The 14,500-nt window shown below is 58.5% G+C and carries 13 protein-coding genes and 3 pseudogenes; 7 read left to right on the forward strand and 9 right to left on the reverse strand.

Annotation, left to right across the window (positions count from 1 at the left end; genetic code table 11):
* Positions 1 to 47 precede the first annotated feature (47 nt).
* From EAH78_RS07100 to EAH78_RS07110, 3 genes are all read right to left on the reverse strand, one after another.
* Positions 48 to 1,172: an FAD-dependent oxidoreductase gene (locus EAH78_RS07100; protein ID WP_140666962.1), complete on the reverse strand. Its 1,125-nt coding sequence runs from the start codon at positions 1,170 to 1,172 to the stop codon at positions 48 to 50.
* 87 nt (positions 1,173 to 1,259) lie between these two features.
* The gene (locus EAH78_RS07105) at positions 1,260 to 1,670 is read right to left on the reverse strand and encodes a Rieske (2Fe-2S) protein (RefSeq protein WP_140666963.1); all 411 of its coding nucleotides are present in this window, start codon (positions 1,668 to 1,670) and stop codon (positions 1,260 to 1,262) included.
* Between the two features lie 15 nt (positions 1,671 to 1,685).
* Positions 1,686 to 2,627, reverse strand: a complete 942-nt coding sequence (locus tag EAH78_RS07110; RefSeq protein WP_140666964.1) for a VOC family protein — start codon at positions 2,625 to 2,627, stop codon at positions 1,686 to 1,688.
* A 298-nt stretch (positions 2,628 to 2,925) separates the two neighbouring features.
* On the opposite strand from EAH78_RS07110, the gene EAH78_RS07115 reads away from it, so the two are divergent.
* Positions 2,926 to 3,888 (forward strand): LysR family transcriptional regulator, encoded by a 963-nt coding sequence (locus EAH78_RS07115; protein WP_140666965.1) that lies wholly within the window; start codon positions 2,926 to 2,928, stop codon positions 3,886 to 3,888.
* Positions 3,889 to 3,947: 59 nt separating this feature from the next.
* A complete protein-coding gene (locus EAH78_RS07120) occupies positions 3,948 to 5,105 on the forward strand; it encodes an alpha/beta hydrolase family protein (RefSeq protein WP_140666966.1) in 1,158 nt (385 codons plus the stop codon).
* Positions 5,106 to 5,180: 75 nt separating this feature from the next.
* Here EAH78_RS07120 and EAH78_RS07125 read toward each other — a convergent pair whose 3' ends face one another.
* Positions 5,181 to 5,567, reverse strand: a complete 387-nt coding sequence (locus EAH78_RS07125) for a nuclear transport factor 2 family protein (RefSeq protein WP_140666967.1) — start codon at positions 5,565 to 5,567, stop codon at positions 5,181 to 5,183.
* Between the two features lie 259 nt (positions 5,568 to 5,826).
* On the opposite strand from EAH78_RS07125, the gene EAH78_RS07130 reads away from it, so the two are divergent.
* Together EAH78_RS07130 and EAH78_RS07135 are read left to right on the forward strand one after the other, a co-directional pair.
* Positions 5,827 to 7,176: a metal-dependent hydrolase family protein gene (locus EAH78_RS07130; protein WP_140666968.1), complete on the forward strand. Its 1,350-nt coding sequence runs from the start codon at positions 5,827 to 5,829 to the stop codon at positions 7,174 to 7,176.
* An 11-nt stretch (positions 7,177 to 7,187) separates the two neighbouring features.
* Positions 7,188 to 7,634: a GlcG/HbpS family heme-binding protein gene (locus EAH78_RS07135; RefSeq protein WP_140666969.1), complete on the forward strand. Its 447-nt coding sequence runs from the start codon at positions 7,188 to 7,190 to the stop codon at positions 7,632 to 7,634.
* Here the strand turns inward: EAH78_RS07135 and EAH78_RS07140 are convergent.
* Together EAH78_RS07140 and EAH78_RS07145 are read right to left on the reverse strand one after the other, a co-directional pair.
* Positions 7,619 to 8,554: a LysR family transcriptional regulator gene (locus tag EAH78_RS07140; protein WP_140666970.1), complete on the reverse strand. Its 936-nt coding sequence runs from the start codon at positions 8,552 to 8,554 to the stop codon at positions 7,619 to 7,621. The genes EAH78_RS07135 and EAH78_RS07140 overlap by 16 nt on opposite strands.
* 138 nt (positions 8,555 to 8,692) lie before the next feature.
* Positions 8,693 to 9,163, reverse strand: a complete 471-nt coding sequence (locus tag EAH78_RS07145; protein ID WP_140666971.1) for a MarR family winged helix-turn-helix transcriptional regulator — start codon at positions 9,161 to 9,163, stop codon at positions 8,693 to 8,695.
* A 292-nt stretch (positions 9,164 to 9,455) separates the two neighbouring features.
* Between EAH78_RS07145 and EAH78_RS07150 the strand changes: the two genes are divergently transcribed.
* From EAH78_RS07150 to EAH78_RS07160, 3 genes and pseudogenes are all read left to right on the forward strand, one after another.
* Positions 9,456 to 10,409 carry a PDR/VanB family oxidoreductase gene (locus EAH78_RS07150; protein WP_140666972.1) on the forward strand — a complete coding sequence of 318 codons (954 nt, stop codon included), beginning with the start codon at positions 9,456 to 9,458 and terminating at the stop codon, positions 10,407 to 10,409.
* Between the two features lie 26 nt (positions 10,410 to 10,435).
* The gene (locus EAH78_RS07155; protein ID WP_140666973.1) at positions 10,436 to 11,536 is read left to right on the forward strand and encodes an aromatic ring-hydroxylating dioxygenase subunit alpha; all 1,101 of its coding nucleotides are present in this window, start codon (positions 10,436 to 10,438) and stop codon (positions 11,534 to 11,536) included.
* Positions 11,537 to 11,839: 303 nt separating this feature from the next.
* Positions 11,840 to 12,367: pseudogene (locus tag EAH78_RS07160) on the forward strand (integrase arm-type DNA-binding domain-containing protein); the annotation flags it as partial.
* Here the strand turns inward: EAH78_RS07160 and EAH78_RS07165 are convergent.
* From EAH78_RS07165 to EAH78_RS07175, 3 genes and pseudogenes are all read right to left on the reverse strand, one after another.
* A pseudogene (locus EAH78_RS07165) lies at positions 12,314 to 12,880 on the reverse strand (TauD/TfdA dioxygenase family protein); the annotation flags it as partial. The pseudogenes EAH78_RS07160 and EAH78_RS07165 overlap by 54 nt on opposite strands.
* 14 nt (positions 12,881 to 12,894) lie before the next feature.
* Positions 12,895 to 13,875: a quinone oxidoreductase family protein gene (locus EAH78_RS07170; protein ID WP_140666974.1), complete on the reverse strand. Its 981-nt coding sequence runs from the start codon at positions 13,873 to 13,875 to the stop codon at positions 12,895 to 12,897.
* Positions 13,876 to 14,024: 149 nt separating this feature from the next.
* A pseudogene (locus EAH78_RS07175) lies at positions 14,025 to 14,366 on the reverse strand (RtcB family protein); the annotation flags it as partial.
* Between the last annotated feature and the right edge of the window lie 134 nt (positions 14,367 to 14,500).

A 14,500-nucleotide genomic window follows, 5' to 3' on the forward strand; every position in this document is an offset into this window, starting at 1 on the left:
CGTTAACCTCTTGTTTTTATAGTGGTAACTGCTGCGGATGCGTTGAATCAGATAGGCTCGGCCGTGCGTGCGAGCATCTGCTTGACCAAGCCAATTCGGTCGAAGTCGCGGTCGTGCTGCATCTCTTTTTCGCCGGCCAGCACCGAGCTTTCGCTGATGTATTTGCAGCGCTCGAAACGGCGTTCCATGAAGCGCTTGAGCTGTTGCTCAACACTGCCTTCACCGGTCAGTTCCTCACTGAGCACGATGGCATCTTCGATCGCCATGCCAGCTCCCTGACCGAGGTGCGGTGTGGTGGCATGGGCCGCATCACCGATCAACAAAACGCGGCCGCGATACCAAGGTTCGTCGACGAAAACCACTTCCATCGGCTTGTAAACCACCTGGCCGCTGTCGGTGATTTGTTCACGCAGTTCGCCGATCAGGCCGGTAAACCCGTGCAAGCGCTGACGCATTTGCTCGGCCAGGGTGGCCGGATCCATCCACGGATTGGTCGGTTCATCGGAGGTCAGGAACAGGTACATCAGGTCGCCGGCCAATGGCACCAGCCCCGCATTGCCGTCGGCGCTCTGGTAATTGGCGAGGTGATCGATGTGCGGGTCGCGCGGGAAGTTGTAGCGCCACACCGCCTGGCCAGTGAATCTGGGTGTGTACGTATCGCCAAGCAGCAGGTCGCGAACTTTGGAGAACAAACCGTCGGCACCCACCACCAGGTCGTAACCGCCGCTGCTGCCATCGGTAAACACCACTTCAACGCTGTCGCCAAGGTCCTTCAGAGATTCGACACTGAGGCCCAGCCGTACGTTGGCGCCCAGTTCGAGGGCGGTTTCGCTGAGCACTTTATGCAGCGCCAAACGGGAGATGCCAACGTTCGCCGGATAGGCAGGCCCTGCCAGACGCTGACCCGGGATGCGCGCCAGTTGCTGACCGGCCGGGCCATAGATGGCGACGTCTTCAAAGGCATACGCGGCATCGAGATAACCATCGAGCACGCCCAGCTTGGCCATCTCGCGAACCACATTGCTCTGCTGGATGATGCCGACACCGTAAACCGTCCACTCTGACTTGAGCTCGATCAGGTCGACCTCAATGCCCTTGCGCCGCAGTGCGATGGCCGCACACAAGCCGCCAATCCCACCACCCACGATCAGAACTTTGTTCACTGCACTCATGGCTTACTCTCTTTTTATTCTTGTGATTCGATGCAGCGCCGGGCGCTACGTCGTTAGGTCCAGCTTCCGGTCAAAGCAGGGATTTGACTAATCGCGAGTAGGGATGCGATGTATCGCCAAACGCGATACCTCAACCGGCCCCGACAACGCGGTAGATCCAGGCATTTCCAGCACCAGCCAGCCCTCCTCCAGACGCCATGGCAACGCGTCCAGACGCTGGCCCAGACACGGGCCGTAGACACATTCGCCAGTGCTCGGGAGAAACTGCGCACCGTGGGCGTAACAGACGATCAACTGGGCGTCGGCCGATAAAAACCGGTCCTTTCGGTACTCCAGGCGCACGTCCAGATGCGGGCAGCTGTTGCGATAAACCCGCACTTGCCCCTCGTGCACCAAGGCAAAAACACTGTCCTTGCCACGCTGCAACGGGTCGAAACCGCGCGCCTGCCCTTCTGCCAACTCGTCCATCCGGCACAGAAAAAAATCGCTGTGGCTCATGGTCAACACCCGCACTCAGCCGTGCTTGGGTGGCGGGCCGCCCGGTGCCCATTTTTCTTTCGAGTTGAACAGGAACAGCTGCGAGTTATCCGCCGACAGTGGCGCACGGCGCGCCTCCCAGGCGTCATCGTGCTTGTCCATGTCGGCGTCATATTCGATGTGGCAGCCCAGCGGACTGTTGAAATACCAGAACCAGTTGGAGCCAAAGAGGTGGCGGCCAGGGCCCCAGAAACTGGTCCAGCCTTTTTGCTCGAAGCGCGTACCGGCCAACAACACTTCGGTGCCGCTGCCCATGTGGAAGGTGAAGTGTTCGCAGCCCTTCATGTGCGGTGGGGTCTGGATCATGAACAGGCAGTGGTGATCATCGGAACCCGCCGGGCGCATGAACGGCCCGGCGCCGATAAAGGTGTCTGTGGTTCGAAAGCCCAGGCGTTCGGCATAGAACGCTTCGGCCTTGGCCGCATCGGGAACGAAATACACCACGTGCGACAAGGTGCGCGGCGTGGCATTCATTTCCAGGGTGATGCCCGGTTGATTAAGCGGACGCTGTGGCGCATGGCCGGCGGCGTTGGTCAGGTCGTCCGGAGCGCTGTACGCCTTGCGGACTGTGACCTGGAAAGCAATCGCAAAACCCATGTCGTCAACACTGTGCAACACGCCATTGCCGTCACGGGTGACCTGACGATCTCGCGCCAGCTCATCTTCGATGGCATCGAGGTCAGCCGCGTTGGCGACGCCATAAACAGTTTCGCGAATCGAGGGTGCCGGGCCAATGGCGACAGGCAAGTCTGGATCGTCCGACCGTCGAATGATCACGGCGGTACCGTCCAATGCTTCAAAACGCCCGCCGTTGCTGTCGACAGCGACAGCGGCAAGGCCGTAGTCACGCAGGCAATCGGTACAGGCTTGGATGTCATCGACGCCAAAGATCAGGGCATCAAGGCCAAGGATGTTCATGGCTACCACTCCATTGAAATTAGTATCCGGACGAAGCGGCCGCAGGCTCGATAGGCCCATCAGTGACGCAGGGTGTCCGGTGGTGGTGTCGGCAAGGGCGCCGACTGCCACGAAGATTGCCGGGTGGTTTGGCAGCTGACTAATCGCGTGTCGGGATGTGACCTATCAGAAAACGCGATACCCGAAAAACCCCGGGCGCACGTTTTGGGGGAGAGGAAAAGAAACAGCGGGAGGTTGACGCGTTGATGTATTCATCCGAATGTATCGCAAAAATAAATACAAAAAACGGACGTGCCTGATGCGTTTTAACCACCTGGATTTGAACCTGTTGGTCGCACTCGATGTGCTGCTCGAAGAACAGAACATCACCCGCGCCGCCGAACGCCTGCACATGACGCAGTCTGCCACCAGCGGTGTATTGGGACGCCTGCGTACCTATTTCGAAGATGAACTGCTGGTGCAGGTCGGCCGAAAAATGCAACTCACTCCCTATGCCAGGGAGCTCGCCACGCCCATCCGCGAGGTGCTGTTGACGATCAAGTCATCGATCACTGCCAAGCCCGTGTTCGACCCCACCACCAGCAAACGGCACTTCCGCCTGGTGACCTCGGATTACCTGATCAGCGTGCTGTTTGCCCAGGTCATTCAAAAGATCCACCAGGAAGCGCCCAACATCACCTTCGAGATGCTGGGCCCCAGCGACAATTCCGGTGAGTTGCTGATTCGCGGTGAGGTTGACCTGATGATCGTGCCTGAGCGCTACATCATCGAAGGTCATCCCTCGAAGTTGCTTTTTGAAGAAGAACACGTCTGTGTGGTGTGGCAAGGCAACACCCAAGTCGGCGATACCCTGACCCTGGAGCAGTACATGGACATGGGTCACGTCTCCGTGGGTTTTGGTCGCACCCGGCACATGAGTATCGAAGAGTGGTTCATGAATCAATACGGGTTCAACCGCCGACTCGAAGTGATTACCAACGACTTCAATACCCTGCCGCAGCTGGTCGTGGGCACCCAACGAATCGCCACCATGCATCAGCGCCTGGCCTATTTGTACGCCGAGTACCTGCCGCTGCGCATCCTGCAACCACCGGTCAAGATCCCCGTCATGCGCGAGTTCATGCTCTGGCACCGCAGCGTCGAGGGCGACCCGATGCACCGGTGGCTGCGCGAACGCATCAGCGCATTTATCCAGCACCTGGAGAATCCTCCTATCGCCGGTCGCGATACCTCCCATCCCGAGGCACGATTGGCCAAATAGCCGGCGCGTCCTTAACGTGCCTTGTGAACGTCAAGACAATCACAAGGACAACAACCATCATGTTCCGTTACTTTCCAACCAATTATGTGTGGAATCTTTCTGTCGATCTGGCCATCGAGATGGGCGCCCGAATAGGCGAAATCGAAGAGATGTGCGCGCCATTGCAGGAAGCCGCCCAGCAGCCAGATGCAGCGGGAACCAAAGCGTTCCGCGAAACCTGGGCGAAGATGGCTGACAAACTGTGTGGCCTGGCTGAGGAAGATGAAGGTAATGGCCGGCTGCTGTCCGCAGGCGAAAAGTACAACCGCGCCGCCACTTATTACCTCACTTGTGAACGTTTGCAGGCCCATGGCGCGCCGGGCCGGACTGAGCTGTACCAGCGTTTTTTGCAGACCTTCAAACGCGGCATCGAGTTGTCACGCGAGAATTGTGAGCGCGTAGAAATCCCCTACGAGGGCAAACATATTTCCGGCCTGCTGGTGCGTGCCGAGGGTGTGACCGGTCCGGCTCCGATCCTGGTGCAGGTCAACGGACTGGATTCAACCAAGGAAATGAAATACCGCGTCGGCCTGCCGGCCTGGCTGGCGAAACGCGGCATCTCATCGTTGATCATCGACCAGCCCGGCACAGGTGAAGCGCTGCGCCTGCATAACCTGATTGCCCGTTTCGACAGCGAGCATTGGGCTAGCCGCGTAGCCGACTGGCTGGAAACCCGAAGTCACGTGGATGCCAAACGTATTGGCCTGGAAGGCGTCTCTCTCGGCGGCTATTACTGCCCGCGTGCGGTGGCGTTTGAACCACGATTTGCCTGCGGTGTGGTGTGGGGCGCGAACCATGACTGGCGTGATGTGCAAAAACGTCGCCTGGAAAAAGAAGGCAGCTTCCCCGTACCGCACTATTGGGCGCACGTGTGCTGGGTGTGGGGGGCAAAAGACATGGATGAATTCATGGCCATCGCCGAAAACGTGCACCTGGATGGCGTCCTCGATCGTATCAAGGTGCCGTTCCTGGTGACCCATGGCGAGAAGGACTCGCAAATCCCACTGAAGTGGGCACAGCGCACTTACGAGCAACTGGTCAATAGCCCTAAGCGCGAGCTGAAGATCTTCACCGAACGCGAAGGTGGCGTGCAGCATTCCAGCTTCGATAACAGCATCAACGCCGGTCACTACATCGCTGACTGGATTGCTGAAACGCTGGGTGGCCACACCGCTTAACAGGTTTCGCGAAGCACAAAAAAACGCCGGAAAACCCTAGGGTTTCCGGCGTTTTTTGTTGTTGGGCAATCGAATTCAGTTGGGCGCACGTGTGCCGTGGAACGAGCTGATCTGCCAGCCTTCGGCACCGAGTGCCCAGACCTGCGTGGCAAAGCTTTCACCGCGAATCGACTGGTCACCACCGCGTTTACGCAAGGTGTTGCACTGCGTACCGGTCATGACCGCCAGGCGCTCGCCGTAGAAGCGAATCAGCAGTTCGCCACGTTCAATGTCCAGATACTGCACGGCGCTTTTGGCGTACTCGAGATAGTCCGCCTTGCCTTGCACCAAACCGGTGGTGTGCACATACACAAGGTCATCGGCGAACAGTTCGGCGACGCGCGAATAGTCTTCCTCAACCAGGGCCCGGCGGCGTTCTTGCTCAAGTGCCAGGAGTTGGGTTTTTACAGTGGCGATGGTCATATGAAGGGATCTCTGTGGATGACGAGCGCGCACCATAGACGCCCGTCTCGGCTGATAAAAAATCGCCGATCACGATGCCAGCCATCGTGACTCGCGATACTCGTCCCTTGAGGTCACTCGTCGCCGCAAAGCCCCGTCACTGCTGATGTGCAGCCGCTATTGACGCCATCAATACGTGAGCATTGATGCAAGTGGCTGGTGGTGACCAGGGCCGCACCCTAGCCTCGCGTTGCATAACAATCCGCAAAGTGAAAACGCCATGAACGCCCTGCACCTGAAATGCCAGACCTTGTTCGACGGTACCGGCCTGGAAACTCGTCAACAGCAAACCCTGGTCGTGGAAAACGGCCTGCTCTCATATGTCGGCCCAACTGCCCTGGCGCCGCTGCCGCAACCGGGAGACACCGTTCTGGACGCCGGTGATAACTTTGTCATGCCGGGTCTGGTGGATGTGCATACCCATTTGGCCTTCGGTAACGCGCAGAGCGAAGAAGACATCGATATCTGGACCAGTGACGAGTTCCGCGCGCTGCGTGGCATGTTTTTCGCCCAACATGTGCTGGCCGCGGGTGTGACCAGCATGGTCTGCCCCGGCGATAGCGGCCAGCTCAGTATCGCTGTGCGCAACGCAATCGCTGCCGGTTTGTTCGAGGGTCCGCGCATTGCCGCCAGCAGCCGGGTCATCACCAATCGGCAGAGCCTCAATGACTGGTTCCCGAGCCGCGTCGGCGCACCGGAGTATTTCACCGCACGCCTGGTCACCAGCCGCAGCGAAGCTTTGGCGGAAATTCGCAAACAGGCCAAGGATGGCGTCGACCTGATCAAGATCGCCATGGACGGCACCCACCGCCGCCCAAATGGCGAAATCATCGCCGCGTTCACCGCTGAAGAAACCTATGAAATGGTTGAAGAGGCGCATCGCCTGGGCTGCAAAGTGGCGACTCACGCCTATGGCCGCGAAGCCGTGATGTACGCCGCGCGCGCCGGCGTTGATCTGGTGTTTCATGCTTTTTATATGGACGACGCGTGCATCGACGCCTTGCTCGAAGCCGGCAGCATCCTCGCGCCGACCATGACGTTCCCTCAAAACACCGTGGACTTCTGCCAACCCCACGACCCGGCCATCACTACCGGTTACGCCGGCTACTGCGCCCGCACCCTGGAAGTGGGTTCGGCCGTGCTCAAACGTGCCAAGGCCGCCGGCGTGCCTTTCGCTTGTGGCAGCGACAGCGGTTTTGCGGTAACCCCATACGGCGAGTGGCACGCTCGTGAGTTGGAACTGTTGGTCACCCGTCTGGGCTTCACACCGGCAGAAGCGTTGTACGCCGCCACGGCAGTCGGCGCACGCTGCATGCCGCGCGGCGAGACCCTCGGCTCCCTCGAAGTGGGCAAGCAAGCGGACTTCCTGTTACTCGACGGTTCACCGTTGCACGACATCCGCATTCTGCAAGACCGCTCGCGCCTTAAAGCCGTGTACAAGGCCGGTCGGCCCGTGACCATGGAGCGCAACCCCTACAACCCGAAACAGGTGTCGGACTTCAACTCGCTGAAATGGACAGACCTTTACACCCGCGACCGGGTTGCCCAACTGGGCAAGTGGGCTCAATGAGGACCAACGCCATGCAGCAACTCGACCTGTTGACCGCCATCAACATCGCCAGCAGCGCCATCCGCATCGCCCGCGAAACGGCGGTTAAACCCTTGGCTGTCGCCGTGCTGGATGCCGCCGGTCATCCATTGGCCGTCTTGCGCGATGAACTCGCCAGTTTTCTTCGGCCACAAATCGCCACCGGCAAGGCCCGGGGCTGTCTCGGCATGGGGTTTGGCGGGCGTGAACTGGCCCGGCGCGCTCAAGCGATGCCGGCGTTTTTCGACGCCATCAACAGCCTGACGGGTGGCGAGGTTATTCCCGTCGCCGGTGGTGTATTGATTCGCAATGCCGAGGGACTGCTTCTCGGTGCCATCGGCATCAGCGGCGACACGTCGGACAATGACGAACGCTGTGCTTTACAGGCTATCGAGCAGGTCGGATTGGTGGCGGACAACGGTGATCAGTTGCCCTGCTGATCAAGCAACGCGCCCTGTTCCAGCAAGAGGCCGCGAAACCACAGCATGGCCGGGTCATGGTCTTGATAGGGATGCCATTGCAGCACCTGGACAGCCTCGGGAAAAGCCAGCGGTGTCGGGTGAATACGCAGTGGGTAATGCTGAGCGAAACGCTGCGCCTGTCGACGAAACACGGTGGCGATCCGCGCGGTACCCACGATAAATTCGGGCATCAGTACGAAGCTTTCAAGGGCCACCGCCACTCGCCGGTGAACACCCAGTTCCTGCAGGTGCACGGCATCCATCGCCAGGTTTCGGCCATCGGCAAACTCGCGGACTACGTGCTCCGCCTCGCAATAATCGGTAAGGCTCAGACCGTCGGCGAATTGCGGTTGCCGGGCGCAGACGATGCAACAGAGCTGGTCACTCATTAACGGTATATGGGGGTACGCCGGATTCAACCGTCGCTGAGGCACTATCACGCAATCACTGCGACGATAATCGAGCGCTTCGCTGACCACATCTCCATCACGCGGTACGGGCATGTCCCGCAGGCTCAAGCGCACTCGCGGCGCGATACGGGCCAATTCAAGACTGACCGCCGGCAGCAGCACACCAGCCACGTAGTCGGAGGCCACCACCGTGAAGTGCCGAGTGCAATTGGCAGGCTCAAAATTGACCGGTGCATCGACAATCTCCCGTGTCAGTGCCAGCGCTTGACGCACTTTGGGCAGCAACTCCAGGCCCAATGCCGTGGGTTCCAGACGTCGTCCTACCTGAACCAGCAACGGATCATTGAAATGCTCCCGCAAACGCCCGAGCGCCGAACTGGCTGCCGACTGGCCCAGGCACAAACGTTCGGCCGCCCTGCTGACGCTGCATTCACTTAACAAGGCATCCAGGGCTACCAGCAGGTTCAGGTCAAGACGTCGATAACGCATGCAGTGTCCATTGCAGATTGAAAGAGCAACGGGCACAGGATGCCGTGAGACAGGGGCGATGACTAATCGCTTGTCGGGATGCGACCTATCGGCAATCGCGATATCTGAAACGTAGGCGAGGATTTGCCAAGCGCAGGGTCAAGCGTCTACCGGATCGTAATCGTTCACGTTGGAGACCTGGGCATGCATACGCCCCAACAATTCGATAAGGGTGTCCACTTCCTTGGCAGAGAGCCCGCTGAGCAGCCGCCTCTCTCGTTCCAGTGCAACCTTCAACACTCGATCATGCAACGCTTTTCCGCTGTCAGTCAGGCTGACGGTGTAACGCCGCGCATCCTTTGAATCAACCTGGCTGCAAATGTGCCCTGCCACTTCCAGGGACTGCAGTGAACGGCTGACCGCGCTCTTGTCGAGACCGATCGTCTGACAAATTCGATTGGCGGTGATGTCATTTTCCACGGCGAGCATCGAGAGCATTCGCCACTCCACGACACCTATGCCGAAATGCTTGCGATAGCACTGTGAGGCCCCGGCGGAGAGTTTATTGGACAAGAAATTCAGGAGTGCCGGGACGTAACGAGTCAGATTCAGCTGGGATTCTGCAGACATTGAGCAAACACCTTGGATCGGTGGGTCGTTGAATATTGGTTGACACCGCAACTAAATGACAGGAGGATTTCTCTACCGAACGTCACGGGTGATTGCCTGCATGATAGGCCGTCGCCCTACCGCATAAAAATAATTATCAGGTCGTGATCATGAACACTTCCAATTTCATTCCCTTCGCATTGCTCACGCACCGGGTCGTCCCCCACGTGCCAGCGACCGGCTGACACGTCCTCAACTAACGCTCTGACTCATGCTTTTTTTCAGCAGCCACTTCAGTGTGGAGGGACACGTCATGCTTCAAGTCAACGTCACCCGCAAAGCAGATGAAGCCGAAGGCATCTGTAGTTTCGAACTATGTGCAGCAGACGGCAGTGCGCTACCGGCGTTCGAGGCCGGCGCCCACATCGACATCCACATCGCCGAGGGTCTCACCCGGCAATACTCCTTGTGCAACGATCCCAAGGAGCGCCATCGTTACTTGATCAGCGTGCTCAAGGACCCCAGCTCCCGTGGCGGCTCTAAAGCCATGCACGAGCAGGTACGGTCAGGACAAACGCTCACCATCAGCACACCGCGCAACCTTTTCCCGCTTGATCGCTCAGCCAACCGCCACCTGCTGTTCGGCGGCGGTATCGGCATCACGCCCATGCTGGCCATGGCCTATGAGCTTTCACATCAAGGGGCCGACTTCGAGTTGCACTACTGCTTTCGATCCAGTGAACGCGCAGCGTTCGTGGCGATGCTGGCGCACACCCCATTCGCCGGTCGCATCAAGTTTCATGACGACAGCGGCGCTCAACGACAGAAGCTGGACGCGTCGGCCCTGCTGGCAACCCCAGAGGCTGGCACCCATCTCTATGTCTGCGGGCCGGCGGGTTTCATGAACTACATCCTCGATTCGGCGCAAAGCGCTGGCTGGTCGCAGAACCAGGTACACAAAGAGTTCTTCGCCGCAGACCCTATCGATCAAAGCGCCAATGCGCCCTTCGAAGTCGAGCTGGCAAGCACTGGACAGGTTTTTCAGATTCCTGCCGAACGTACGGTGTTTGAAGTGCTCGACGAGGCCGGCATAGCGATCGAGTCATCCTGCGAGCAAGGCGTCTGCGGCACCTGCGTAACCCGTGTACTCAAGGGCATCCCGGAACATCGGGACCAGTTCCTGACCCTGGCCGAACACGCCGCAAACGACCGCTTTACCCCCTGCTGCTCGCGCGCCAAATCATCACGCCTGGTTCTTGATCTGTGAACTCAAACAACAACATGGAGAACACCATGAACACATCCACTTTCCAGACGCTTGCCGAAGAAATTCCGGCGCCGGCCTTACCCAGCTTCCCCCTCAACCAGTGGTACGTTGCAGCCCTGGGATGGGAGTTGAAGGACAAACCCGTCGGCCGGACACTGCTCAACAAGCCTGTCGTAATGTTTCGCAAAGCCAACGGCGAGGTCGCCGCGCTGGAAGACCGCTGCTGCCATAGAGCGCTGCCACTGTCGAACGGCACGCTCGAAGCCACTGGCATACGTTGTGGCTACCACGGCCTGCTGTTCGATGAACGCGGCAAATGCGTCGAAATCCCGGGCCAGGACAAGATACCGAGCAAAGCCAAAGTGCCCGCGTATCACGTGCGTGAGCAGGACCAAATCGTCTGGATCTGGTTTGGCAGCGAGGTTCAACCGGAGCCGAACTGCGAGCCGCCGACCTACCCTGTTCACAGCAATGGCAAGTACTTGTTCGACGGCGACGTGTACCACTACGACGCGCCTTATCAGTTAATCCACGACAACCTCATGGACTTGAGTCATCTGGGTTATGTCCACCTGCGCACCATCGGTGGTAACGCCAGCATCCATATGAATGCGCGGATGAGTGTGGAAAGTGAAGGTAACGTGGTGCGGGTCGTGCGCCACATGCCCGGCTCGGTTCCACCCCCCACCTACACGGCCGCCTACCCTTTCAAAGGCACCGTGGACCGTTGGCAGGAGATCGAATTTCACGTCAGTCATCTGCGTATCTGGACCGGTGCAGTGGATGCCGGAACCGATGCCCTGGATGACCCCGATCGTGGTGGTTTCCATATGCGTGGATTCCACGGGGTAACGCCAGAAACCGAAACCAGCAGTCACTACTTCTGGACCATTGCCACCAACCCCGAAAGCGATCCTGAAGCCATCAAGGCCAAGGTCGTTGAGCAAACGGTTATGACGTTTGATGAAGACAAGGAAGTGATCGAAGCCCAGTACCAGAACATGTGCCGGTTTGGCATGCGTCCGATGATTGATATACATGTCGATGTTGGTGCTAATCGGGCGCGCAGGATTATTGAGCAGCTTCGTCAAGCCAATACAGGACCCGCGCGGCAGGAAGATCTGTGAGTTAGCAGCGGATCTGGCACCTTTGCACCGGTTTTACGCAGGCACAAAAAAGCCGATCTAACTGATCGGCTCAAGTGTCTGATTTTACTCAGGAATAATGGTCGGGACGGAGTGATTCGAACACTCGACCCCTAGCACCCCATCTCCTTTTTCATACTTCTTGAAAGCTTCGAAAATTTCACTCTGGATTTTTCTAAGCTAGTATTTACTTGAGTTCCAGCGGTGATCTGCTCTACGAGAGTCCAGTAACGCCCATCAAGAGCCGACGTTTTTGTGGGGGGAAAAGTAGGGAGAACTCATTTTATGGCCAAAATCACCATCAAAGAACTCGAGTCGCTGACCGCCGATGATGCCGGCCGGATCCTCAGGGAGGACGGCAATCTCGCCGGTCGAATCTCAATCCGTAAGGACGGCGTGTCGGTCAGCTTTTTCTATCGCTATCGGTGGGGCGATCAGAACAAAGAGTACTCCTGCGGCTCCTGGCCGCGCAAATCCCTGACGGACATCCGTAAAGCACGCAAGCAGGCACGTGCGCTCATCGATGAGCAGATCAATCCCAACGAGCAAAAGAAAACCGCCAAGGCATAGGCATACGCCGTTGCTAACGTAGAGGCTGAACAAGTAAAAACGACGAAGGTGCAAACGCTGACCGTCCAAGATCTGGCCAAGGCGTGGCTGTTGGATGGCGTGGCGCGCAAAGACGGCAATGCTGAATTGCAGCGCCGCTTTAACAAGGACCTATACCCGGCACTCGGGCGGACATCGGTGAGCAGTGTGTCCGAGCATGGTATTCGGGCGCTTATCCGGGCGGTGGTCATCCGGGTACATCGCCTTGAGCGCCAGACGCTTTTCGATCGGCATGGCGGCACCGAAACTCGCTTCGATGCTGTGGCGGGCACGCAGGTCGGCAATCTTCACCTTCACGTCCTCCGGCAAGCGCGCGTAGGCCTCGACCATGTTGGCCCACATGGTGTCGCCGCCCACCGGCGGGCACTCTACACAGCGCAGTACGCAGCCCATCGGCGGCGCTTCGCGCCAGGTCGCGTCGGTGTGCCAGGCGTTTTCGTAGCGGTCTAGCGGCTGGTCCGGGTTCTTGTAGATGCGCACCAGCCCTGGATGATCCGGATCACTGCCAACCACCGGATGATCTTCCAACTCACCAAAGCGTCGAGCGAAGGCCACGTGCTCGGCGCGAGTGATGTCCTGATCCCGCAGGAACACCACTCGATGCTTGAGCAGCTGAGCACGAATCTCGGCAAAAAGACCGTCGTCATGGACCGCGTCGGCGAGATTGACGCCGATCAGTTCGGCGCCAATGCTGCAGGTCAATTGTTCGACTTTCATGGCAGACGACTCCCTTAAATGACAAAAATCGACGAGCCCGTGGTCTTGCGTGATTCCAGGTCGCGATGGGCCTGGACGGCATCCTGCAAAGCGTAGTGCTGGTTGATCTCGATCTTGATCCGGCCACTGCCAACGTGGTCGAACAATTCGCCGGCCAGGGCGGCTTTTTCCGCCGGGTCGGCGATGTAGTCGGCCAGGGCCGGACGGGTCATGAACAGCGAGCCTTTCATTGCCAGCAGTACCGGATCCAAGGCCGGGATCGGACCGGATGCCGTGCCGACGCACACCATCAGGCCACGACGCTTGAGCGAATCCAGCGAACCCATGAAGGTGTTCTTGCCGACGCTGTCGAACACCACGTTGACCCCCACACCGTCAGTCAGCTCGCGCACGCGCTGGGCGACATCTTCGTGGCTGTAATTGATGACATGGTCGCAGCCATGGGCCCGGGCAATTTCACCCTTGACCTCGGTGGACACGGTGCCGATGACGGTCAGGCCGAGCAGCTTGGCCCACTGCGAAACGATCAGGCCCACGCCACCAGCAGCGGCGTGCAGCAGAATGCTGTCGCCGGCCTTGAAATCGTAAATGCGCCGCATCAGGTACGACGACGTCAGGCCGCGCATGGTCATGGCCGCGGCGGTCTCGAAACTGATGGTTTCCGGCAGTTTGATCAGCGGCGCGGCCGGGATCAGACGCTCGGTGCTGTAGGCCCCCAATGTATTGAGAAAACCGGTATAGGTGACGCGATCACCCACACGGACATTGGTAACCCCCTCGCCAATGGCCTGGACCACACCGGAGGCTTCAACCCCCATGCCATTAGGCATCGGGATCGGGTAGGTGCCATTGCGAAAATAGGTGTCGGCATAGTTCAGGCCGACCGCCACATGACGAAGACGGACTTGGCCCGGACCAGGTTCGCCGACGTCGACCTCTTCATAGCGTAGAACGTCGGGATCACCGGTTTCGTAGAAGCGTACGGCTCTGGCCATGTTTTCTTATTCTCCAATCTGTGCAGCGTCGATTTGCGCTGATTGGACTGTAGGACGCAGTCTGACGAGACGCTTCTCATCAGACGACAATGGCTTTTCATTCATGACAGTTGGGTGTTGGTATCCGACGTGCAGGGTAAGAAAGCCATGCGGACGGCACCGTGGCTGCACGAGCTGAACGATTCCTCGTTGCCGAGTCCACGAACGATAAAGCTCTTCGCCCCCATCGATCCCGGAATAATCCCTGGCTCCCCCTTCTTCGCCGACACAGCACCCTTGCGAGTTACCAGAGCGTCCTGACCAAAGTGCCGCTCTTTCTGCACGTAGTTGTGGTGGCAGTTCACCGTTTCCAGCACGACGTCAAAGGGCTTGCTGATCACTTTTCGTGTCGCTTGAATCACTGCTTGCATCATCAAGGCACGGTTCTGTTTGGCGAAATCCTGAGCCCAGTTCACAGCTTCGACGTAGTCATCGAAGTGCCGGCAACCCTGCGGGTGATGATCGACGCAATGCTGATATCCGGTACGTCGATAGTCTGAAGGCAGAGAGATTGAGTGTATGAAACGAGAAAGGGGATCAAACTTGAATGGCTTGATCCCCTTTTGAAATATGGTATTTGGCGCAG

Source organism: Pseudomonas arsenicoxydans (genome assembly GCF_006438915.1).
Taxonomy (GTDB): domain Bacteria; phylum Pseudomonadota; class Gammaproteobacteria; order Pseudomonadales; family Pseudomonadaceae; genus Aquipseudomonas; species Aquipseudomonas arsenicoxydans_A.

What these genes read in the sequence shown, in the direction of transcription:
- EAH78_RS07155 (WP_140666973.1), top strand. Translation starts at nt 10,436, where the DNA reads ATGAACACATCCACTTTCCAGACGCTTGCCGAAGAAATTCCGGCGCCG.
- EAH78_RS07125 (WP_140666967.1), bottom strand. Translation starts at nt 5,567, where the DNA reads ATGACCATCGCCACTGTAAAAACCCAACTCCTGGCACTTGAGCAAGAA.
- EAH78_RS07140 (WP_140666970.1), bottom strand. Translation starts at nt 8,554, where the DNA reads ATGCGTTATCGACGTCTTGACCTGAACCTGCTGGTAGCCCTGGATGCC.
- EAH78_RS07170 (WP_140666974.1), bottom strand. Translation starts at nt 13,875, where the DNA reads ATGGCCAGAGCCGTACGCTTCTACGAAACCGGTGATCCCGACGTTCTA.
- EAH78_RS07130 (WP_140666968.1), top strand. Translation starts at nt 5,827, where the DNA reads ATGAACGCCCTGCACCTGAAATGCCAGACCTTGTTCGACGGTACCGGC.
- EAH78_RS07145 (WP_140666971.1), bottom strand. Translation starts at nt 9,163, where the DNA reads ATGTCTGCAGAATCCCAGCTGAATCTGACTCGTTACGTCCCGGCACTC.
- EAH78_RS07120 (WP_140666966.1), top strand. Translation starts at nt 3,948, where the DNA reads ATGTTCCGTTACTTTCCAACCAATTATGTGTGGAATCTTTCTGTCGAT.
- EAH78_RS07110 (WP_140666964.1), bottom strand. Translation starts at nt 2,627, where the DNA reads ATGAACATCCTTGGCCTTGATGCCCTGATCTTTGGCGTCGATGACATC.
- EAH78_RS07115 (WP_140666965.1), top strand. Translation starts at nt 2,926, where the DNA reads ATGCGTTTTAACCACCTGGATTTGAACCTGTTGGTCGCACTCGATGTG.
- EAH78_RS07100 (WP_140666962.1), bottom strand. Translation starts at nt 1,172, where the DNA reads ATGAGTGCAGTGAACAAAGTTCTGATCGTGGGTGGTGGGATTGGCGGC.
- EAH78_RS07150 (WP_140666972.1), top strand. Translation starts at nt 9,456, where the DNA reads ATGCTTCAAGTCAACGTCACCCGCAAAGCAGATGAAGCCGAAGGCATC.
- EAH78_RS07105 (WP_140666963.1), bottom strand. Translation starts at nt 1,670, where the DNA reads ATGAGCCACAGCGATTTTTTTCTGTGCCGGATGGACGAGTTGGCAGAA.
- EAH78_RS07135 (WP_140666969.1), top strand. Translation starts at nt 7,188, where the DNA reads ATGCAGCAACTCGACCTGTTGACCGCCATCAACATCGCCAGCAGCGCC.